Origin of the sequence: Actinophytocola algeriensis, from assembly GCF_014203735.1 — a bacterium.
In the GTDB taxonomy this organism is placed as follows: domain Bacteria; phylum Actinomycetota; class Actinomycetes; order Mycobacteriales; family Pseudonocardiaceae; genus Actinophytocola; species Actinophytocola algeriensis.
Genome location: NZ_JACHJQ010000005.1, coordinates 447425 through 468077, shown reverse-complemented (window position 1 = coordinate 468077; position 20653 = coordinate 447425). Strand labels below are relative to the sequence as shown.

Genomic DNA, 20653 nt, shown 5'->3' with positions numbered 1-20653 from the left:
GTGCGCATGCAACTGGACAAGGGCCCGTACACGCCCGAGATGGACCACGCGGAGCGGGAGCTCAACGCCCGCGCCGACTACGCACACAACCTGGCGCGCGGGCTCGAGGCGAAGGTCGAGCAGTTCGAGCAGCGGCTCAGCGAGAAGGCCCCACCCTCGGACGAGGATGTCGAGCGGATGAAGAAGTACATCCTCGGCCATGCCATGACCGAGGAGTGGCGGCAGGTGGCCAAGCGGATCGACCGCGGTGAGGTGACGTGGCGGGAGATCGTCGACGGGCTGTTCTACGGCACCCTCGACCGCGAGGTCGCCGCCGCGCTCCGGTCGTTGCACAGAGTGCCGCCCGCGAGCATGGATGACCTGGTCCAGCTAGGTGTGCTCCCGGCCCCGCCGGCGGACCAGCCACCCGCCGAGCCCCCGGTCACCACCACCCGCCGCACCAGACGCGACCACAACGACGACCAGTGGTTCGACGAGGACCCCCTGGGCCGCGTGACCCGCTGACACCCCCATGTCACCGCTCGTCAGTCCCGTTGTCGGTCTCGGTGTCGCGTGTCGGCGCCGGGCTGGCGCGTCTGCCCACCATGCGCAGGACCAGCGCGAGGACGAGGAAAGTGACGATCAGCAGGATCGCCGGCATCAGGCCGGACATCACGTGCTCCTCACCGTTGAGGGACAACATTTTTCAGCATAAACCTGGCACGGAGACTCAGGTGACCAGTGCTTCGGAGATCTGAGCAGCGGTGAGCGGCCGCGGGCTGACGTAGTACAACACCGAACCGGCGGGCAGTTCGGTCTGCCACGACGGGTTGACGAGGAGCCGACCGTCGGTGCGTGCGGCGAGCACCGTCGCGCCGTGGCGGCGGCCCAGCGCGATCTGGCACCGTTCGACGAGCACAGGCCCCAACGACTCCGGTAACCGCAGGGAGTAGGTGTTGGCGCCGCCGTAGGTCATCAGGTCCGCGTACACCTCGGTGATGCCGGGAGTGGTCAGCTCCTCGGTGATCATGCGCGGGGTGTGCCACTGCACGCACCGGATGTTCTCGTTGATCCGGCGCAGCAGGGTCGCCCGGTCCATGTCGCGCAGGGGAACGACCAGGTGCACGTCCGGGTTGACATGGTGGACGGTCACCGCGATCGCGAGGGCTTCGTTGTCGTCGCGGGCGTCGACGAGCACGGCGGCCGCGGCGGGCACGGCGGCGCGGCGCAGTGTCGCCTCCTCGGTCAGGTCGCCGCGCACGAAGTCGATGCCGTGCTCGGGCATCGGATGTGTGCCCACGTCGTCCCACGCGGACAGCACGACAGTGCAGTCGTCGCTGAGCAGCTGACTGACGATGCGCTCGGTGCGTCCCGGCAGGTAGCCGAGCACGACGACGTGATCGGACGCGGTGACGGCGATCGCCCCTTGCATGCGCAGTCCTTTCGCCTGTTCGATCATCGAGGCCAGCTTGGTGAACACGGTCGTCAGCGTCGCGATGCCACCGACGATGACGTAGACGCCGACGGCGTGGCCGAGACCCGTTTCCGGGAAGAAGTCGCCGTAGCCGACGGTGGCCGCGGTGACCACGAAATACCACCAGTAGTTACCCGGCTGGACCAGTGGGCTGCCGGCAGGCTCGGCGAGCGCCATCAGCGGCCAGCTCGTCACGAAGACGAAGAGGATCACGATCATCGGGGTCGCCCATTTGGTCAGGACCGACAACCGGGCCAGCAGTCGCGACAGCAGGAACGGCACGCCTCACTCCCGTCCAATTCACAACAGCGCCAGCAGGAGCACGAGGCCCAGCAGCAGCGCGAGCCACCAGACCATCTGGTGCGTGGACCACGGCGCCCCGACCCTGCCTTCCGGTCGCAGTGGACCAGACGCAACCGTCCACAGTCGTTCCGTCCTGCGCCGCAACGGTTTCGCCAGCCGGTCGCCAAGAACCGTCGTTCCGCGGGTCAGCGCCTGCCACCCGGACGGTACGGCACGGCGGTAGACGGCGTCGAAGTCCAGGTTCACCGACCGGATCTCCGGCGGGTAGAGACCGGTGCGGACCAGGAGGGTGAAGGCCAGTGCGGCGAACAGCAGCAACTGCAGCTGGTTGATCACGTGGGCGGTGGTGAAGACCTCGTAGTCCATGGCGTACGGCAGCATGTCGTACAGCAAGGCGGGCGCCACACCGATCGTGACGCACACAGCGGCCGCCATCGCCATCGCCACCCGCATGTTGACCGGGGGCTCGGCCACCCGGAAACCGCGGTCGTGGGCGAAGAACGCGAAGTACGGGATCTTGATCCCGGCATGGTGGAAGACACCGGCGGAGGCGAACAGCAACATCAGCCAGATCACCGTTCGGTGTTCCTCCGCGACCGCTGTCAGGATCAGCGACTTCGTGGCGAAGCCGGAGAACAGCGGAAAAGCCGAGATCGACGCGGCGCCGACCATGCACAGGACGGTGGTCTGGGGCATGGACTTGTAGAGCCCACCGAGCTCGGACCCCTTGGTGGTGCCGGTCCGCAGCAGCACGGCCCCCATGCTCATGAAGAGCAGACCCTTGAACACCATGTCCGCCACCGCGTGGGCGGCCGCGCCGTTGATCCCGAGCGAGCCGCCGATCCCGACGCCCACGACCATGAACCCGAGCTGGTTGACCATGCTGTAGGCCAGCACCCGCCGCAGGTCGTTCTCGATCACCGCGTAGAAGATCGGGAAGCAGGTCATGACCGCGCCGACCCACACCAGCGCCTCGGTGCCCGCGAACCCCCTGGCCAGCGTGTAGACCGCGAACTTCGTCGTGAACGCCGACAGCGCCACCGCGCCGACGATCGTCGCCTCCGGATAGGTGTCGGTCAGCCACGCGTGCAACACGGGGAACGCGCACTTGATGCCGACCGCGGCCAGGATCAGCGCGCCGCCGGGACCGTCCAGTCCGATGTAGCTGAACTCCAGGCCTTCGCCCGCTCCCACCCGGACCGCGATCCCGCCCATCATCAGCACGCCGGAGACCACCTGCGCGACCAGGTACCGCGACCCGGCGCGATTGCTTCGCTCGGTGCGGCGCGCCCAGATCAGGAAGACCGAGGACAGCCCGGCGAGCTCCCAGAACACGAAGAGGGTCAGCAGGTCACCCGCGAGCGATCCACCGACCGCGGTACCCGCGTAGACCAGGATCACCGCCTGCTGCAACGAGTCCCGCACGTGGAAGGCGAACACGGCGGTCAGCACCGCGGCGACGAGGAAACCGGTCGCGAACACCCGGGACAGGGCGTCCACGCGCAACGGGTTCAGTTCCAGGCCGAGCATCTCGATCGTGGCACCGCTCCCCTCCGGGAGCAGCCACAGCACGACGAGTGCCGCCACCGGGAGCACCACCATCAGCGCCCGGCGTGCCCAGCCGCGGAGCAGCGGCACCCCGAGCGCACCGAGGATCAGCAGCAGGCCGGGGTTACTCATCCGCGTCCCGTTCCGCTCGCTCGTAGTGGTCCTCGTCGCGGCGCAGGAATCGCCGCAACCACTTCGCCGAGAGCACCAGGCCCACACTGCCGACGAATCCGTAGACCGCGTAGAAGCCGAACCACCCTTCGAAGCCGAAGTGCGGGTGCTTCTCGTAGAACAGGTCGGCGGCGAACGCCAGCACGCACAGCACAACGAGCCCGTACACGACCCGGGTCACGTTGCGAGGGTCGTCCAGCCAGCGACGGTCGTCACCGTGGTCGTCGTCGTTCACGGCAGCTCCAGGATCCCTGTCAGCGGTGCGAGCACGGCATCGGCGGCGAAGAACAACGCGACGCAGCCGAGTGCGGTCAGGGTCAGTGGTCCGGCGATGGCCGGGTGGGCCTCACCGTGGGTCAGTGGTCCGTGTGGTGGCCGGAAGAAGGCGCGGACGGTGATCGGCATCAGGTAGCCCAGCGACAGCACGGAACCCACCAGCAGGACCGCCAGCATCACGAACTGCTCGGCATCCACCGTGCCCAGCAACAACAGCCACTTGCTCCACATGCCGCCTGCCGGCGGGAGGCCGACGATCGAGACGGTGGCCACCAGGAAGGCCCCGAAGGTCCAGGGCATGGCACGCCCCAGCCCGTCGAGCTCGCTGACCTTCGTCTTCTTCGCCGTGACGTAGATGGCGCCCGCGCAGAGGAACAGGGTGATCTTGCCGACCGCGTGCGTCACCATGTGCAACGCGCCGCCCGCGAGGGCCACGTCACGGGCGAGCGTCGCGGCGAGCACGATGTAGGCGAGCTGGCTGACCGTGGAGTACGCGAGCCGCCGCTTGAGGTTGTCCGAACGCAGCGCGACCACGGCCGCGGCGAGCACGGTGAACGCGGCGACCCACATCACGGGCCGGGACGCGCCGCTCTCGCCCAGTGTGTCGAGCCCGAACACGTAGACGGCGACCTTGAGCACCGTGAACACGCCCGCCTTGACCACGGCGACGGCGTGCAGCAGCGCCGACACCGGGGTGGGCGCGACCATCGCGGCGGGTAGCCAGCGGTGCACGGGCATCAGCGCGGCCTTGCCGATGCCGAACAGGTAGAGGGCGAACAGCACGGTGAGGACGCCCGTGCCCGCATGGCCGGTCAGCAGGCCACCCGGCCGGAACTCGGTGCTGCCCGCCAGCAGCCAGGTCCACACGATCGCGGGCAACAGCAGCCCGACCGACGTGGTCAGCAGGACCACGAGGTAGGTGCGGGCACCGCGCCGCGCGTCAGCGCCGCCTTTGTGGGCGACCAGCGGCCAGGTCGCCAGCGTCATGATCTCGTAGCCGATGAACAGGGTGACCAGGTTGCCCGACAGCGCGATCCACATCGCGGCCGCGATCGTCAGTGCGAAGAAGCTGAAGAACCGGGTCTGGGCGTGCTCACCGTCCGCACGCAGGTAACCGGCGGCGAAGACCGTGGTCACCGGCCACAGGACGGCGGCGACGGTGGCGAACAGCAGGCCGAGCGGCTCCAGCGCGAACTCCAGCGAGAGCCCGGGCAGCCACGTCCACAGCTCGAAGCGCAGGTCGTCACCGGCCACCGGCCACAGGCCGAGCACCGCGACCACCAGCGCGACGCCGCTGAGCAGCGAGGCGGCCTCACGCGCGTTGGGGTTGCGGCGCACCAACAACAGAGCGGCGATGCCCAGCAGCGGGATGGCGACCGTGACCGGCAACGCCAGGGCACGGTCGGGCGAGGTCCAGCCGGTGAGCAGCTCACTCACCCCCGTTCGCGAGCAGGGCGTCCGCGGCGGCGTCGGCGAGCCCGGCGGGCCACGTCGCGTCGAGTCCGAAGTACACCGAGGCGAGCACCAGGACCCAGATCGCGGCGACCATCGAGGCCGGGGCCTTCGAGGCGGTCGGTCCCGTGCCGGGTTCGGCCGGCTCCCGGAACCAGGCGACCTCCACTATGCGTCCTATGTAGACCATGGCGAGCAACGAGCTGGCCAGCACAGCCGCGACCACGGCCCACTGTCCCTGGTCCACCAGCGCCGTCAGCAGCGCCCATTTGCTGGCGAACCCGGCGGTCGGTGGCACGCCGACCAGACCGAGGCCCGCGATCACGACCGCCGCGAACGTCCACGGCATCCGACGGCCGAGCCCGGCCAGCGCGGTGAACCGGGCCGAGCCCAGCCGCAGCACCAGCAGTCCGGCCGCGCAGAACAACGCCGCCTTGAGGACCGCGTGGTTGATCACGTGCAGGTACCCGGCCGACACGCCTGCCGTGGTGGCGAGGCTGATCCCGGCGAGGATGTACCCGATCTGCGCGATGCTCGACCAGGCCAGCAGGTACTTGAGGTCGGTCTGGAAACACGCGACGGCCGACCCGGCCACCATCGCCAGGCACGCGAGCGCCAGCCCGATCCGGTCGATCGGCATCGTCCCGAACACGAGCGTGGTGCCGAAGACGGTGAACGCGAACCGGCAGAACACGTAGATCGCGACCTTGGTGCTGGTCGCGGACAGGAACGCGCCGATCGCCGACGGAGCCTGCGCGTAGGCCCCGGGGAGCCAGGCGTGCAGCGGGAACACGGCGATCTTGACGGCGAGACCGACGAAGACGAACACCACCGCCGCGTACAGGGCGCGGTTGCCACCGCCGTCGTCACCCAGGTCGGCCACCCGCCGCGCCAGGTCGGACATGTTGAGCGTGCCGGTGACCGCGTAGGCCAGCCCGATGCCGATCAGCAGGAACGTGGCGCCGACCGTACCGATCACCAGATAGCGGAACGACGCCAGCAGTGCACGCCGGTGGCGGCCCATCGCGACCAGCGCGTAGGTCGACAGTGAGCTGATCTCCAGGAACACGAACGCGTTGAACACGTCACCGGTGACGGTGAGGCCGAGCAGACCGGCCAGGGTCAGGCACAGGCACGTGTAGAGCAGCGGCACCCGCCTGGCGTCCACTTCCGAGGTGACGCTGCGCCTGCTGTACACCGCGACGACCACCGCCACGGCCGACACCACGAGCAGCACCGGTGTGTTGAAGGCACCGACCACGAACTCGATGCCCGCCGGTGCGGGCCAGCCGCCCATCTCGTACCGCTGCGCGCCATCGCCCCCCACCCGCACGGCGAGCAGGACCGCACACGTCAGCGAGGCCAGTGCCGCGAACAGGAACAGCAGCCACGCCGCGGTGCGGGACCGCAGGAGCACGCAGAACGGCGCGCAAACCAGGGGTACCAGCACCTGCAGCACGGGCAGGTGTGCCGTCATGAGGCGCCCCCGTCCTGCTCGCGATCGTCGGCGTCGCGCAGGAGCACCTGGTCTTCCTCCACCGTGCCGTAGGACTCGAAGATGCGGACCGCCAGTGCCAGGCCGACCGCCAGGGTGGCCACCCCGACCACGATCGCGGTCAGGATCAGCACCTGCGGCAACGGATGGGAGTAGGTCTCGACGTCCTCGGAGACGATCGGCGCGCTGCCGCCGTCGACCTTGCCCAGGCTGATGAAGAACAGGAAGACCCCGACCTGGAACAGGGACAGGCCGATCAGCTTCTTCAGCATGTTGCCGTGGCTGATGACGACGTAGAGCCCGATCATCATGAGGGCGAACAGCAGCCAGTAGACGTAGTGGGTGGCGATCACCGCGACGACTCCACCCGGTTGGCGAAGCCGAAGAAGATCGACGTCATGACCGCCGCGACGGTGACGCCGATGGCCGACTCGACGAGCAGGATCCCGATGTGCTGGCCGGCGGCCGCGTCGTCCGGGGCGAAGGTGTCGTAGTCGAGGAACGCGCCGCCGAGGAGCATGTTCGCCACGCCCACCCCGGCGTAGAGCACGGGGCCGACCGCGATCAGCACCCACAGGACCCGGCGGGGCAGCACCTGCTGGGCCCGGTCCAACCCGAACACCAGGCCGTACAGCACGAACCCGGACGCGAAGATCACCCCGGCCTGGAACCCGCCACCGGGGCCGAAGTCGCCGTGGAAGAGCACGTAGAGCGCGAACAGCAGGATGAACGGCATGAGCATGCCGGTCACCACCCGCAGCACGCGGTAGTCGACCAGGTCGAGCACCTCCCGTTCCCGCGCCTCAGCGGGCTGCATGAGCGGCCCGAGCAGCGCCAGGACCGCGACACCGGCGGTGAACACCACGACCAGTTCCCCGAGCGTGTCCAGTCCTCGGTAGCTGGCCAGCACGGAGGTGACGGTGTTGGGAATGCCGATGTCCTCCTGGGACTGTCGCAGGTAGACGTCGGTGAGCGGGTGGGTCTGCACCGGGGTGGTGGGGCTGCCGAACTCGGGCAGGTCCTGGCTCGCGTAGATCAGCGTGCCCCCGGTGAAGAGCACGACGACCGCGCCGGGCAGCCGCCGCAGTCGCGGTGTGACCGCTTCGCGCGACCGGGTCAGCGAGAGCACACCGAGCAGCAGCACGGTGCTGATGCCGACCCCGACCGCCGCCTCGGTGAACGCCACGTCCACCGCGTCCAGCAGCACGAACAGGCACGCGGTGACCAGGCTGAACAACGCGGTCAGCATGGTGGCCGCGTACAGGGTGCGCATCCCTGAGATGGTCAGCGCCGTCGCGATGAGGATCGCGAGCAGCGTGACGTTGATCAGTACGAAGGTCGTCATCACCGCCGCGGATCACCCTCCCGCCAGACCGGCACGCCGTCGCGCCGCGCCGCGTGCGCCAGGATGTGCGTCGAGGTCGGGCTGGTCAGCGCCAGGAACAACATGATGATCAGGAGCCGGACCGCGGTCTCCCAGCCCGCGCCCTGCAGCAGCAGCCCGAGCAGGATCAGGCCCGCCCCGGCGGAGTCGGTGAGACCCGCCGCGTGGGTGCGGGTGTAGAAGTCGGGGAAGCGGAGCAGCCCGACTCCGCCGGAGATCACGAACAACGCACCGGCGGCCAGCAGCACGCCACTGGCGATCTCGAGGACGATCATGAGTGTCCGTCCCCGTTCCGCCCGGTCGCCGGTTCGTCGTGGTGGGTCAGGCGGAGCACCGCGACGACCGCGACGAAGTTGACCAGCGCGTAGAGGATGCCGATGTCGAGGAAGTCCGGCCGGCCGAACAGGAAACCCGCGACGGCGACGAACAGCACCGTCTTCGTGCCGAACATGTTGATGGCCAGGATGCGGTTGTAGAGATCGGGCCCCAGGAACGCCCGTACCAGGGCGAGCACCATGGTGACGAGCAGGGCGGCCATCACGGCGAAGATCATCGGCGCGTCTCCAGTCCCCGTGCCCGGCGCATCATCTCCCCGTCCCGTAGCACGTCGACGTCCTCGGCGTCGAGGCTGTGGACCTCGATGCGGTCCTCGTCGACGTCCAGGGACAGGGTGCCGGGAGTCAACGTGATGGAGTTCGCGTAGACCACCTGGGTGAACACGGACATGTCCGGCGACGGTGTCACGCCGACAACAGGTCGCAGGTCCGGACGCGGTGACCACACCTTCCGCACCACCGCGACGGCCGAGACGAGCACCTCCTTGCCGAGCCACAGCACATACCGGGGCAGCCGCGGCGACAGGGGCAGGACGACGTCGTCCCGCTCGGGGAAGTCCGCCCGCCAGGCCAACCAGCAGACCAGGACGACCGAGACCGCCCCGAGAACGATCAGCAGAAACGTGTAGTGCCCGGAGAGGACGAGCCAGAACAGCGCGAGAGGAGGCACCATCATGGCGGTCCACCGCACGACTTCCCGCCGGACAGGCGGACGGCGCTCTCCTGTCATACCGCACCGTGGTGGTCGGGCCACCCGATGAGGCTGGCTCCCAGGACCGCGACCTGCAAGGCGAACGCCTGCGCCGGATCGTCTGCCGCGTAGCCGGTGAGCTGCTTGACGCGATTCAGGCGGTAGGTGACGGTCCGGACGCCGACGTGCAGCCGCTTGGCCGCGATCGTGGCGACGCCGCCGGCCATGAAATAGGCGAGCAGGGTCTCCAGGAGCGGCCCCGGACCCATCCTGGTGCCACGCAACGGTTCGAGTACCTCCTCGACGAGTTCGGTCAGCGCCGCGCTGTCGCGCCGCAGCACCTGGTACACCAGCAAATCACGAGCCCGGAGGACGCGCCCTGGCAAATCGAGCCGACTGCCGATGTCGAGCGCGTTGCGCGCCTGCTCGAAGGAACGCACCGCGCCGCCAGGACCGGGCTGGGGGCGGCCGACGCCGACCCGCCACGGCGTGCCGCTGCCGAGGGTGGTGGTGAGCTGGCGGACGAACTCGTCCGGGACGGTCTCGAGGTGGTGCGGGGCAAGACAGACGAGCAAGCCGTCCTTGGTACACACCAGCACGTCCCGGGGGCCGAACTGGAACCGCAGTGCGTTCTCGACCTCCCGGGCGGCCGACCCGCCGTCCAGGAACGCCTCCGGAGCCTGGGCCACCGCGACGACATGGGTGCCCGCGAGCTGCAGGCCATACCGCTCGGCGCGCTCGGCGAGCCGGCCGAGACCTCGCCCGTCGAGGAGATCGTCGATGAACTCACGCCGGATCGACTCCTCCCGGCGCACCGCCCACCGCTGCACCTCCTCATAGCCCGCGGTCAGCGTCATGATGGCAGCGTCAGCCGCACGGAAGACCGACTCGCCGACCGGACCCAGCCGGTCGGCCCGCGCCGGGTGCCGCACGCCCGGCAGTATGGGCCACGCCAACCAGGTGGCACTCATGTACAGGTTGATCAACCCGCGCATCGGCACGCCGCGCTCCGCGGCCTGCGCGCCGATGTCCCGCCACCGTCGCAGCTCGTCCTCGCGGATCCGCCGTCCGCTCTCGCTCACCTCGACCAGTGTCTGCAGGTACCCGTCAAGCAGGTCGGCAGGCACACCATCCGCCCCGGCACTGGCTTTCGCGGCGAGAACGCCCAAGTCGTCGGCAGACAGATCAACACCACCTTCGCGGTCGGCCAACGCGGGAACGGTCATCGCGGTGTCTCATCCACCGCGGCGTCGACCAGAACCTCGAGCAGCCGCCTGGCCGTGACGACCCCGAGCATGCCGGTCTCGCGCTGCTCGACCATAACCAGTGCACAGCGCTGCCGCGACATCGTCTCCGCGAGCTCGACCAGCGTCGCATCGGCGCGGACGACCGGAATCCGCTCCGCCGCCTCGCCGACGACGTCCCGGACCGCGGCACCCAGCAGACTCTCGGCGATCCGGTCGGCATGTGCCTCATCGAACGTGCGAGCCAGACACGGCCCGCTGTCCCGCAGGTAACGCGGCAACACCAGGCCAATCAGGTCGGTCAACGACACACAGGCGACGACCTGGTCCTGCTCGTCGACCACGACGAGACCGGGCAGATCACGCCGGGTCACCGTCCGCATCGCGGGCAGTACCGCGTCACCGAGCCGCGCGACAGGCAGAGTCTGCACGACATCGGAAGCGCGCACGACTGTCTCCCGTCATCGATCCCTCAGCACCCCGCGGCCACATCCCCCTGATTCTCGACCATGTCCCCCGCGCCCCCAATGGGCGCGGCGGCCAACCAACCACCCCGCTTGGTTGCCGACCACCGGCAACCACGACCTTGCCGACCACCCGACGGGGTGAGCCACCGCCGACCTCGATGACCTGCCACTCCCCCGCACTCCATCGTCCACTGGTCGCGGTGCGGCGCGAGCGCGTAGAGGTTGTACTCGGCCATCGTGTCGGCTCGCTTCTCGGTGACCGAGCGGAGCAGCAGGGTCGTGCGTGAGCCGGTCGGAGCGTGCGCGTTGCTCGCGCCGTGGAACTACCCGATGCCGCAGATGGTCGCGCCTGCTCTCGCGGCCGGCAACACCGTGGGTCACTCCACTGTCGACGGTCCACAGGGTCCGGCCCGCCAAGCGCGTGTACGCCACCGGCACCATCACCGCGGCCGAGCGCGTACCATCAAGGGGATAGTTGCCCGGGACCCCGGTACGACGTCAGCCGACCGAGGGGCAAGATCCCATGGCACACATCGAGCCGATCCCGAACACCGCGAGTGCCGAGCAGATCGCCGAACCCCACCAGAGCACGGTCGCGGCCATCGTGCGCGCCGTCGAACTGGGGCTGTTCACCGCGGCCCAGGCCCAACTCATGATCGACCGGGTCCGAGCGCACCTGATCGCGCTACCGATCACCGGGCCGGCCGTGTCGCCCCCGTCCGTCGCGGACGTTTTCCGCCACGGTCAGTAGGCACGTGCCCGACGCCCGCCCCGGCGGTCCCGATGGGACGTTGTCGTACAACGCCCATAGTGGATCGTCCGTCACGAACTCCTGTTCAGGGTCCGAACCGGTGATCGGCAGGGACCACGACCACCGCTGACATGTCACCGTCCCTCCGACGACGTGCCTGACCCGACCGAATGCACCATGTCCGGCGCAGGTCCGCCGTCGGTCGGCGTCGGGTCACCACCGGGTGACGAGTGGCGGGTCTGGTTCGTGGCGGCGCCAGGCTTCGGTGATGCGGGCGAGGCGGGCGGGGGCGGCGATGCCGCGCACGGTTGCGATCCTGCCGTTGGCGATGTCGAACGTCACGGCGCCGACGACCTGGTCGCCGAGCACGAAGAGGATGGCGGGGGCGCCGTTGACGAGCGCGTAATGGATGGCGGGCGTGCCGCCGGCCAATCGCCGTTTGGCGGGTGTGGGTGTGAAGCCGGCCCGGGCGACGGCGGCGATGCGCTGCGGGGTGTCGTAGCGCAGCAGCGTCTCGGTCAGGCCCGCGCCGTCGGAGATCGCGGTCGCGTCGTCGGTGAGCAGCGCCACCAGTTGTTCGGTGCGGCCCGAGGAGGCAGCGGCGAGGAATTTCTCGACGATCCTGCGAGCGGATGCCGGGTCGACTTCGCCGCCGCGGCGCGCGGCGGTGATGCGGCGCCGGGCTCGGTGGAGGTGCTGCTGGCTTGCGGACTCGGTGATGTCGAGGATCTCGGCGATCTCGGCATGGCTGTAGGAGAACGCTTCCCGCAGGAGGTAGACGGCCCGCTCGAGGGGTGACAGGCGCTCCATGAGCGTCAGCACGGCAAGAGAGACCGATTCGCGCTGCTCGACGGTGTCGGCCGGACCGAGCATCGGGTCGCCGTCGAGGAGCGGTTCCGGCAGCCAGGCGCCGACGGTGCGTTCGCGGCGGGCCTGTGCCGAGCGGAGCCGGTCGAGGCACAGGTTGGTGACGACCTTGGTCAGCCATGCTTCCGGCACCTTGATCAGCTGCCGGTCGGCGGCCTGCCAGTTCAGGAACGCGTCCTGCACGGCGTCTTCGGCGTCGGCGGCGGAGCCCAGCAGCCGGTACGCCAGCGAGGCCAGCCGGTTCCGGCTGGCCTCGAACCGACCGGTGTCGAAGCGATCAGTGGCGGCGCTGTCCACGTGAACCACCTTAGGCGGCTACGCGACCGCCTTCCGGGCGGACACCTCCGGTGCGACGGCCAGACGGCGCTTGCGCTTGGGCAGGCCGAAGGTCGGGTGCGAGGTGGCCCACAGTGAGATCTTGACGATGCCCGCCTTGATCCGCGCGGCTTTTCGGCCGCCCACGTACTTCGGCTTTGCCTGCGCTTCGTCGTCCACCATCTGCAGGATCCCGTCCCGCCTGCCGAGGCTGATGTGGTTGCCAGGGTAGGTCAACTTGGTGTGTGGGATCTTGCGGCCGGTCAGGCGTCCGACGATCGCGTCGATCGCCTGCCTGCTGGTGTAGCCGGCCGAGGCGCAGGACATCGGCAGCGGCCGGCCGTTGTCGCCGATGGCGTAGGCGCTGTCGCCGGCGGCGTAGACATTCGCGTGCGAGACCGACCGCATGGTGCGATCGACGACGATCTGACCGTTCTCGGTGACCTCCAGGCCGCTGGCGGCGGCGATGGGGTTGACCGTGAACCCGGCCGTCCACACGGTTGCGTCGGACGCCAGGACGGTGCCGTCGGCGCACAGCACCCGCTTCGCTTCGACGGCTTCGACGCTGGTGTGCTCCAGGACGGTGATGCCCATCCGGTCGCAGGCCCGGCGCAGGTGGCTGCGGGCTCCGGCGGAGAGCCGGGCGCCCAGCTCGCCGGGGGCGACCAGCGCCACCGACAGACCTGGCCGGGCTTCGGCGATCTCGGTGACGGTCTCGATGCCGGTCAACCCGTCGCCGACGACCAGCACCTTCCCGCCTTCGCCCAGGCTGTCCAGGCGCTCGCGCAGGCGCAGCGCGGAGGGTCGGCCGGCGACGTCGAAGGCGTGCTCGGCCACGCCGGGGACGCCGCGGTCGGCGACGTGGCTGCCGAGCGTGTAGAGAAGCGTGTCGTAGCCGAGCTCACCGCCCCCGTCGGCGTCGGCCACCGCGACGACTTGGCGCTCGGGGTCGACGGCGGTGACACGGGCCAGGCGCAGCCGTATCCCCGTGCCCGCGAAGACGTCGGCGAGCTTCGGAGCCTCGATCCGCCGGCCCGCCGCGAGCTGGTGCATCCGCAGCCGCTCGACGAAGTCCGGCTCAGCGTTGACCACGGTGATCTCCGTGTCCGCCGGGGACAGCCGGCGGGCCAGGTTCCCGGCCGCGTAGGCCCCGGCATAGCCGGCGCCGAGGACGACGATGCGGTGCTTCATGTGTTGCTCCTATCGGTTCGCTTGCTGTCGGTGACTTGAGCGGAACGACGCCCTCATTGCTGACAGGAACCGCAGGTGGCATGGGTCACAGAGCCGCGGGTGCCGCCCAACGATGCGCGCGACGCCGAGGCGGCGGACGGGGGATCAGGCCGGCCGCGCGGCCGCGGGCGAGGATCTGGGCGGGGAGGTCGATCAGCTCGGCGTGTTCGTGCCAGGGACGGATGGTGCTGGCGATGTGCCCGCCCGGATTCAGGAAGGTCCACAGGGCGGCGAGGATGCGGGTGACACCTGTCCGTGGGTCGAGGGCCCATAGGGCGGGGACGGCACCACCAGCGCCGCCTGACCGACGTACCCCGGCGGCAGCAGCGTCACGAGCTGGCGGGCGTCGTCGGTCGCTGCGAACCCGACGCGGCCACCTGCTCGACGGAACCCGACCCGTCCGCGTCGACGTAGTCCACGCCCGTGGTGGAGCGCACGGCGATCAGCTCACCGTCCAAACTGTACGGACGGGTCGACTGGCCACCGTCGCGGCGCAGCAACCGTTCGCCTGTGTCGGGGCGTGCGGCCGGTTCCGCCGGCCACGATCACTTCGCCGAAGAGTTAGCGGTCGCGCGGATAGGTGCTCCTGACGCAACGGCGGCACAGGAACCCGCTGCTAGGCTGAACAGCATGTCAGCCGCATCATGCTCGGCCGCTTGCGCGGCAGTGACCAGGACGTCCCGCTAGCGGCGGGACGTTCGACTCACAGCCCCACTCACCTGGAACGTCCAGCCGCTTCGTGATCAGTCCGGAGCGGCCCTTTGCGCCGCTCGGAAACTCTTCTGAGCGACGGAGCACCTTGATGCTTTCGGGCATTTCTTCTTCACGCGGGCAAAGCCCTTCTACCAGGCACGCATGGCTGGTGTTGTGCGCCATGTCGATGCTGCAGTTCTTCATCGCGGTCGACGTGACCGTGGTCAACATCGCGCTGCCCTCGATGGGCGTCGATTTCGGCGTCGGCGGCCACTCACTGACCTGGGTAGTGGTCGGCTACACCATCACCGGCGGCGGGCTGCTGATGCTCGGCGGTCGCCTCAGCGACCTGCTGGGCCGCCGCCGCACGCTGCTGGCCGGTACGACCCTGTTCGGTGCGGCATCTCTGCTGGCGGGCTTGGCACCCTCGTTCCCGGCCCTGGTGGCCGCGCGCCTCCTCCAAGGGGCCGGTGAGGCCATCGCACTGCCCGCCGCGATGGCCACCATCGTGCTGATGTTCCCCGAGGGCCCTCGACGGTCGCGGGCCCTGAGTGTGTGGGCCGCGGTCGCCAGCTGCGGGCTGGTGCTCGGGTTCGCCCTCTCGGGAATCATCACCGCCCACCTGGGCTGGCGCTGGATCTTCCTGATCTCGGTGCCCTTCATCCTGGTCGTGCTCGTGGCCGCGCTCGTGCTTGTCCAGGCCGACCGTCCCGCTTCCAGAGAACGGGCCCGGCTGGACCTGCCGGGCGCGTTCCTGCTGACCGCGTGCCCGCTGCTGTTCGCTTATGCCGCGGTCGAGGCCGCTGAACCCGGCACGAGCCCGTGGGTGAGCCTGGCGGCGCTGGTCGGTGCGGTGCTGGCCGCTGCCGGGTTCGTGCGGGTCGAATCGCAGTCACCGAACCCGCTGGTGCCCCTTGCCGTCCTCGCCAACCGTCCCCGGGTGCGGGCGAACCTGACGACGATGCTGCTCAGCGGCGCGTTGTCGACCTCGTTCCTGCTGTTCACGTTCTACCTGCAGGACCGTCTCGGAATCGGTTCGCTAGGAGCCGGACTCACGATGCTGCCGTTGGCTGTCGCGCTGATCGCGGCCTCGGTTCTCGTACCCCGGCTGCTGGGCCGTTGGGGAGCACGCGTGTGCGTGCTGGCAGGCCTCGGAGCCGCTGCGGGCGCGATGACGGTGATCGCTCTCGTGGCAGCTCTGAGTGCCGGGGCAGCGTGGTTGCTACCGGCGATGCTGCTGATCGCCGTCGGGATGGGCTTCGGGCTCGTGGGGCTGCAGTACATCGCGGTCAGCGGAACCACCGACGAGGACGCCGGGATTGCCTCCGGTGTCCAGCGAGCAGCCGACCAGCTCGGCGGGGCCAGCGGCGTGGCCGTCTACGTGGGCATCGGGTTCGCTCCCGCTGTGCACGCGGGCGACCCGTTCCTGATCGCAGCGGTGCTCGCGATCGCAGGGCTGGCCGCCGGTGCCGTAATCATCAGCCGCTCCTCGGCCACCACGGAGGTGCAGCCGCAGGCCGAGTAGGAGACCGCGCCGCCACGCACTGCCATCCGACGGCAGCGTGGCGGCGCGTCCCTGGTCGTGGAGCGGACCAACTCGTGGCACAACCGTGGGTTCGCGACCCTGGCGAGGGTGACCGACGTCCTTGACCGGTTGCCTGTCCGCGCGACCTCTCAGGTCGGCTTGCGGCCCCATGCGGTGATCATCGGTGCGAGCATGAGGTGCAGGTCGCCGCTGGCGAGGTTCGCGAGGTTTGTCTCGATCTCCTCGGGGGTCGCCAGTTCCGCGGCCAGCAGCTGGTCGCGAACGTGCTGGATCGTGGCCGCTTCCAGGACGACGCAGGCGGGTGATCCGATCGGGAAGTAGGCCTCCGCACTGACGCCCTCCAGGTCTGACTCACGCAGCAGCCTGTGCAGCGTGCGACCATACGCGAGGTCCGCGCCGCGCTCGGCCAGCAGCGTGCGGATGCGGGTGCGCAGCCGGTTCGCCAACTCCTCGGCGGGGCCGCGCTCGTCCGGACAGGCAAGCGGCTGCAGCGAGGGGTCCGCATCCTCGATCACCAGCCATCCGCCAGGCCGGAGCGCATCGATCATGACCCGCAGCGCGGCCGCGCGATCCTTCAGGTGGACCAGCACCAGCCGGGCGTGGACCAGGTCGAACGTCTCCGCCGGCGGCGGATCGCTTGTCACGTCGTGCCGACGTACTTCCAGAACACCGCCTGCCGCGGGCTCGGTCCACGACACGTCGATGTCGGTGGCCAGCACCCGGCCGCTGGGCCCCACTCGCTCCGCCAGGCCGTTCGGTACCGAGACACCGCCGGCACCGACCTCCCAACACCGCCATCCCTCGCCGAGCCCCAAGTCGTCGAGGTGGCGAAACGTCCATGGATCGAACAGTTCGGCGAGCGCTGCGAACCTCTCGCCCGCTTCCGGGCGGCGGTTGTCGAGCAGGTAACGGTTCACGGCAACAGCATGACCCCGTCAAACGTCGCGCGAGTACTGAGGTTGACCAACATCACTCGGTCACAGCCCGGCTCAGGACGCGAGCAGATCGAACTGAAACCCGATGACGAACAACACGAACGCGCCCCAGCGGAGTGGATGGCCCGGTTGTGCACGGTCAAATATCGTGGAGAGTCCGTTGACGAGTGGCACCAGCAGTCCGCGAGATACTGCGACCCACAACCCGACTGGAACCGCTGCAACGATGAAGAAAGGTGCCTTCGCCGCATACCAGAGCACGCCGCCTTGCTCCTTGTGCCTTGACTCTCTGCGCCACCCTCTGGCCAGCAAGAACCCGACACCGAACAGACTCAACAGCGCCACGATGAACCCGAACGTGCCGAATAGCAGATCAATGGACATGCCAACCTCTGCCATGAAGGGGCCGGCGAAGATGAACAGGAAAAATAGCAAGTAATAAGACAGCAGGAACAATGCGGTGATTGCGATGACGAACTTCTCGGCCTTGTCGGCAAGCTGTCGCCACGACACTTCGCGAAGCCGGGCACCGAAGGCACGAAGGGGCTCCGGGCCGATCAGATCGAGGACGATGGTGAGCCCGGCGAGGAACTGAAACACCTTGCCCAATCGACCCCAGCCCAACAGCGGCCAGCCCCACAGACGCGTGTCAGCCAGTTGTTCCCCGCCTGCCCACCGTTCCCACAGGTCGAACGGCTGCCGGATGAACGGGACGAATCGTCCGCTGGCGACCGCCAGTGTGACGGCTACCGCGCAGACCACGAGCACGGCTCCGACGGCCCAACGGTAGGGCTTCTCCCGCGTTTCGAGAGGAGCCTCCGGGGCTTCGGGTTCCGGGGCCACGGGTGGGCGCTGTGTGACCGGTTTGGTGCCGACTGCCCTGCCAGGCTTCGTCTTCGTCTTGCGTCTGTTGCTCGACATCCTGTTCAAGATCCCGTTCTGGGTGCTGTCCTCGGTGCGCGGCGGACGCGGGAGCGGGGCCCACCGGCCGTGGCGGCCGCGTCGATCAAGCCGTGGTGTTCGCCGCGCGAGGTGCACCCATGGCCAAGGTGTGCGTGCCTTTCAGCGCGGGGCTGACACCTGGCGCGTCGAGCCAGCCAGGGTCGAGGTCCTCAGCCCAGCTGATGATATCCGCGGCGATGGTGAACGTCTGCGTGTCGTCGGCACGCAGCAACGCCTCTGCGAGCTTCAGGTAGACGCCTGGTTGGGTGCCGGCGTAGTCCGAACTCATGTCGCTGACCTGCCCGGTGATCAGCCGACCGTGATGCGGATAGTGCGCGGCAACGCATCCGAGGACGTACCGGGTGAGCGGCGGCTCGGTGTTCCACCGAGCAAGCAGCGACGGCAACTCGGTGTCCATCGCACGATGAACCTCTTGTGTCCAGGTAGCGGCTCGGGGCAGGCGATGCCTTAGTTCAGCCCCACGGTGAAGAGCACGTCCTCGAAGTCGTCCGAGTAGTCGGTGACCACACCCGCACCGTTGTGGTACCCGACGATCTCGAGCGCACCCACGGGCATGGGACGCCACCAGTACACCAGTGAGCTGAGCTGGTACGCACTGTTCGCGTAGCACTCGGCGGCGAGCTGCCCGACCTCGTCCAGTGCCGCCAGCACTCCCGCGGTGTCCCGGTCCCGGATGACGTGGAAGATGAACTGGTCGCGGGCCGGCATCGCGACCAGTGCGCCGTACGGTGCGTCGGCCACCCCGGTCACGGCCTCGATCACCCACGGGATGATCAGCACCAGCGAGGCGACGTAGTCCGAACCCCGCAGGTAGTAGACGCCGTCGACCTCGACGCACCGGTCCGGCACTTCCTTCGCCAGGTTCTCCATGCCGGCGTCGTAAAGCCGGTCGTAGCCGTGCCGCCGCACGTCCTCGTCCGTCATGGTCACGATGACGTCGGGCCGGTCGAAGGCGAGTACCCGGAGCAGACCGGGGGTGATCTCGTCGGCGTAGGACGCCACCTCCGACGCCTCGCTGTCCGAGAGGGCCAGGTGCGGATAGGTGCGCTGGAGCACGGCCTCGGTCGGCCCTTCGACGTCGGACCTGTCCGCCGTCCCGTGGGCGATGATCCGCCGGAAGTGCTCGTCGACCAGCTCCGGCCACTGCCCGGCCGGAGCGCCCGCCAGCGCCGCCGAAAGCGACTCGAACCCGAGCACGAGCGACTCGGGGTGGGTGACCTCGACATGGTCGTCGTGGACGACGACCCGCATGCCGATGAACGCCGGGCTGCGGCGAGCGAGGTGCCGCAGCCGGTCCTGTTGCGCGGCGGTGAGTAAATGCACGCCGGGACCCTACAACGTCGGCGGCCACGCGTCAGGATCTTGAGTAGGTTCGTATCCCGTTGGGACGACGTGACACTGGTGTCGGTTGCCGACGACTGCTCTGCTCCGCGACAGCCGGAGAACGTGCCGCCTTCACCTCACGACTCGGGCGCGACGATGGGGTCTGGTATGCACTTGCTCTGCACGGCGTGGTCGCCTGCAGTCCCCATAGTCTCTTTTACTCGTTTCGCGGCGAGTGCTGAGGTGAAGGCGGCCGTGTAGTAGATCGCCGCCTGACGGATGATGGCGCTTGACTACGCCGGCTGAGACTCGCAGGCGTCAAGCGCGCGTGCGACGTACAGGCCGTGGTTGAGGTAGGTCAGAAAGGTGTCGATGGTTCCGTCGTCGAGCGCTTCTTGCGCTGCCGCCCGCACGTTGGCACCGGCGGCCGGATCTCCCATCGTGCGGAGCACCGTGACTCGCAGATCCATTGTCCAGTGGGTCTGCCAGCCTTCCTGGAGGAACGCGCGGATCTCATCAGGCGACCCGTTCCTCAGCAGCTCCTGCACAGCTTCATACAACCCGGTCAACGATTCGGCGCCGGCCACAGAAGAGATTCGGTTGGCCAGCATCCGGATCTCGAGATCGGACGCGGTATCCAAGTCAACGACGAAAAGCCCACGGATATCCGTGTGCACCTCCAGGGACCACCCGGCGTCTAGCGCGCGTGCGACGTACAGGCCGTGATTGAGGTAGGTCAGGAACGTGTCGATGGTTCCGTCGTCGAGCGCTTCTTGCGCTGCCGCCCGCACGTTGGCACCGGCGGCCGGATCTCCCATCGTGCGGAGCACCGTAACTCGCAGATCTATTGTCCAGTGGGTCTGCCAGCCTTCCTGGAGGAACGCGCGGATCTCATCAGGCGACCCGTTCCTCAGCAGCTCCTGCACAGCTTCATACAACCCGGTCAACGATTCGGCGCCGGCCACAGAAGAGATTCGGTTGGCCAGCATCCGGATCTCGAGATCGGACGCGGTATCCAAGTCAACGACGAAAAGCTCACGAATATCCGTGTACACGACCGCTTGACAGGTTGTCTCGTCCAGCCTCGACGATCCGGTTTGCGCCACCGCCGTTGACGCCGGGATCAATAAAGCGAGTACCAATAGCACGCTGGCCGGAATCTTCCATCGCATGTAAAGCTTCCCCCTCATCTCAGTCGATATGGGTGAAGA

The 20653-nt window shown here is 68.8% G+C and carries 23 protein-coding genes and 2 pseudogenes; 4 read left to right on the top strand and 21 right to left on the bottom strand.

Annotated elements, in window-relative coordinates; all coding sequences use genetic code 11:
* Complete coding sequence (locus FHR82_RS24720; RefSeq protein WP_184812889.1) at positions 1-504, top strand: hypothetical protein; 504 nt, start codon at positions 1-3, stop codon at positions 502-504.
* A 10-nt stretch (positions 505-514) separates the two neighbouring features.
* On the opposite strand, the gene FHR82_RS24715 is transcribed toward FHR82_RS24720, so the two are convergent.
* Genes FHR82_RS24715 through FHR82_RS24655 form a run of 13 tightly spaced genes read right to left on the bottom strand, consistent with a single transcriptional unit; the run spans position 515 to position 10801 of the window.
* A complete protein-coding gene (locus FHR82_RS24715) occupies positions 515-652 on the bottom strand; it encodes a hypothetical protein (RefSeq protein ID WP_184812888.1) in 138 nt (45 codons plus the stop codon).
* 57 nt (positions 653-709) lie between these two features.
* On the bottom strand, positions 710-1735 hold the full coding sequence (locus FHR82_RS24710; protein ID WP_184812887.1) for an NAD-binding protein: 1026 nt from the start codon (positions 1733-1735) through the stop codon (positions 710-712).
* An 18-nt stretch (positions 1736-1753) separates the two neighbouring features.
* Entirely contained in the window at positions 1754-3436 is a 1683-nt protein-coding gene (locus FHR82_RS24705) for a Na(+)/H(+) antiporter subunit D (RefSeq protein WP_184812886.1), read from the bottom strand.
* Positions 3429-3710 (bottom strand): hypothetical protein, encoded by a 282-nt coding sequence (locus tag FHR82_RS24700; RefSeq protein ID WP_184812885.1) that lies wholly within the window; start codon positions 3708-3710, stop codon positions 3429-3431. Before FHR82_RS24700 ends, FHR82_RS24705 begins: the two co-directional genes overlap by 8 nt.
* Positions 3707-5188, bottom strand: a complete 1482-nt coding sequence (locus FHR82_RS24695; protein ID WP_221464220.1) for a proton-conducting transporter transmembrane domain-containing protein — start codon at positions 5186-5188, stop codon at positions 3707-3709. The genes FHR82_RS24700 and FHR82_RS24695 overlap by 4 nt, the downstream gene beginning before the upstream one ends.
* Positions 5181-6680 carry a monovalent cation/H+ antiporter subunit D family protein gene (locus tag FHR82_RS24690; RefSeq protein ID WP_184812884.1) on the bottom strand — a complete coding sequence of 500 codons (1500 nt, stop codon included), beginning with the start codon at positions 6678-6680 and terminating at the stop codon, positions 5181-5183. Before FHR82_RS24690 ends, FHR82_RS24695 begins: the two co-directional genes overlap by 8 nt.
* Complete coding sequence (locus FHR82_RS24685; protein WP_184812883.1) at positions 6677-7051, bottom strand: cation:proton antiporter subunit C; 375 nt, start codon at positions 7049-7051, stop codon at positions 6677-6679. The genes FHR82_RS24690 and FHR82_RS24685 overlap by 4 nt, the downstream gene beginning before the upstream one ends.
* On the bottom strand, positions 7048-8043 hold the full coding sequence (locus FHR82_RS24680) for a DUF4040 domain-containing protein (RefSeq protein ID WP_184812882.1): 996 nt from the start codon (positions 8041-8043) through the stop codon (positions 7048-7050). The genes FHR82_RS24685 and FHR82_RS24680 overlap by 4 nt, the downstream gene beginning before the upstream one ends.
* Entirely contained in the window at positions 8043-8357 is a 315-nt protein-coding gene (gene mnhG, locus FHR82_RS24675) for a monovalent cation/H(+) antiporter subunit G (RefSeq protein WP_184812881.1), read from the bottom strand. Before mnhG ends, FHR82_RS24680 begins: the two co-directional genes overlap by 1 nt.
* Positions 8354-8635 (bottom strand): MrpF/PhaF family protein, encoded by a 282-nt coding sequence (locus FHR82_RS24670; protein WP_184812880.1) that lies wholly within the window; start codon positions 8633-8635, stop codon positions 8354-8356. Before FHR82_RS24670 ends, mnhG begins: the two co-directional genes overlap by 4 nt.
* On the bottom strand, positions 8632-9093 hold the full coding sequence (locus tag FHR82_RS24665; protein ID WP_184812879.1) for a Na+/H+ antiporter subunit E: 462 nt from the start codon (positions 9091-9093) through the stop codon (positions 8632-8634). Before FHR82_RS24665 ends, FHR82_RS24670 begins: the two co-directional genes overlap by 4 nt.
* A gap of 50 nt (positions 9094-9143) precedes the next feature.
* Complete coding sequence (locus FHR82_RS24660; RefSeq protein WP_184812878.1) at positions 9144-10334, bottom strand: PucR family transcriptional regulator; 1191 nt, start codon at positions 10332-10334, stop codon at positions 9144-9146.
* Positions 10331-10801, bottom strand: a complete 471-nt coding sequence (locus FHR82_RS24655) for a CBS domain-containing protein (protein WP_184812877.1) — start codon at positions 10799-10801, stop codon at positions 10331-10333. The genes FHR82_RS24660 and FHR82_RS24655 overlap by 4 nt, the downstream gene beginning before the upstream one ends.
* A gap of 288 nt (positions 10802-11089) precedes the next feature.
* Between FHR82_RS24655 and FHR82_RS24650 the strand changes: the two are divergent.
* Positions 11090-11194 (top strand): annotated as a pseudogene (locus FHR82_RS24650) (aldehyde dehydrogenase family protein); the annotation flags it as partial.
* A 148-nt stretch (positions 11195-11342) separates the two neighbouring features.
* Positions 11343-11570, top strand: coding sequence for a hypothetical protein (locus tag FHR82_RS24645; protein WP_184813405.1), 228 nt, complete (start codon positions 11343-11345; stop codon positions 11568-11570).
* A gap of 213 nt (positions 11571-11783) precedes the next feature.
* On the opposite strand, the gene FHR82_RS24640 is transcribed toward FHR82_RS24645, so the two are convergent.
* The 3 genes and pseudogenes from FHR82_RS24640 to FHR82_RS46395 form a co-directional block, all read right to left on the bottom strand.
* Entirely contained in the window at positions 11784-12734 is a 951-nt protein-coding gene (locus tag FHR82_RS24640; RefSeq protein WP_184812876.1) for a sigma-70 family RNA polymerase sigma factor, read from the bottom strand.
* An 18-nt stretch (positions 12735-12752) separates the two neighbouring features.
* Positions 12753-13943, bottom strand: coding sequence for an NAD(P)/FAD-dependent oxidoreductase (locus tag FHR82_RS24635; RefSeq protein ID WP_184812875.1), 1191 nt, complete (start codon positions 13941-13943; stop codon positions 12753-12755).
* Between the two features lie 139 nt (positions 13944-14082).
* Positions 14083-14330: pseudogene (locus FHR82_RS46395) on the bottom strand (TRM11 family SAM-dependent methyltransferase); the annotation flags it as partial.
* A gap of 391 nt (positions 14331-14721) precedes the next feature.
* Here FHR82_RS46395 and FHR82_RS24630 point away from each other — a divergent pair.
* On the top strand, positions 14722-16200 hold the full coding sequence (locus FHR82_RS24630) for an MFS transporter (RefSeq protein WP_311771254.1): 1479 nt from the start codon (positions 14722-14724) through the stop codon (positions 16198-16200).
* A gap of 149 nt (positions 16201-16349) precedes the next feature.
* On the opposite strand, the gene FHR82_RS24625 is transcribed toward FHR82_RS24630, so the two are convergent.
* The 5 genes from FHR82_RS24625 to FHR82_RS24605 all read right to left on the bottom strand — a co-directional run bounded on the left by FHR82_RS24625 (position 16350) and on the right by FHR82_RS24605 (position 20614).
* The gene (locus tag FHR82_RS24625; RefSeq protein ID WP_311771253.1) at positions 16350-17138 is read right to left on the bottom strand and encodes a class I SAM-dependent methyltransferase; all 789 of its coding nucleotides are present in this window, start codon (positions 17136-17138) and stop codon (positions 16350-16352) included.
* Positions 17139-17210: 72 nt separating this feature from the next.
* Positions 17211-18077 (bottom strand): hypothetical protein, encoded by an 867-nt coding sequence (locus tag FHR82_RS24620; RefSeq protein WP_184812874.1) that lies wholly within the window; start codon positions 18075-18077, stop codon positions 17211-17213.
* Between the two features lie 85 nt (positions 18078-18162).
* Complete coding sequence (locus FHR82_RS24615) at positions 18163-18516, bottom strand: hypothetical protein (RefSeq protein ID WP_184812873.1); 354 nt, start codon at positions 18514-18516, stop codon at positions 18163-18165.
* Between the two features lie 50 nt (positions 18517-18566).
* The gene (locus tag FHR82_RS24610; RefSeq protein ID WP_184812872.1) at positions 18567-19442 is read right to left on the bottom strand and encodes a DUF1444 domain-containing protein; all 876 of its coding nucleotides are present in this window, start codon (positions 19440-19442) and stop codon (positions 18567-18569) included.
* A 293-nt stretch (positions 19443-19735) separates the two neighbouring features.
* The gene (locus FHR82_RS24605) at positions 19736-20614 is read right to left on the bottom strand and encodes an ALF repeat-containing protein (RefSeq protein ID WP_184812871.1); all 879 of its coding nucleotides are present in this window, start codon (positions 20612-20614) and stop codon (positions 19736-19738) included.
* Positions 20615-20653: the final 39 nt, after the last annotated feature.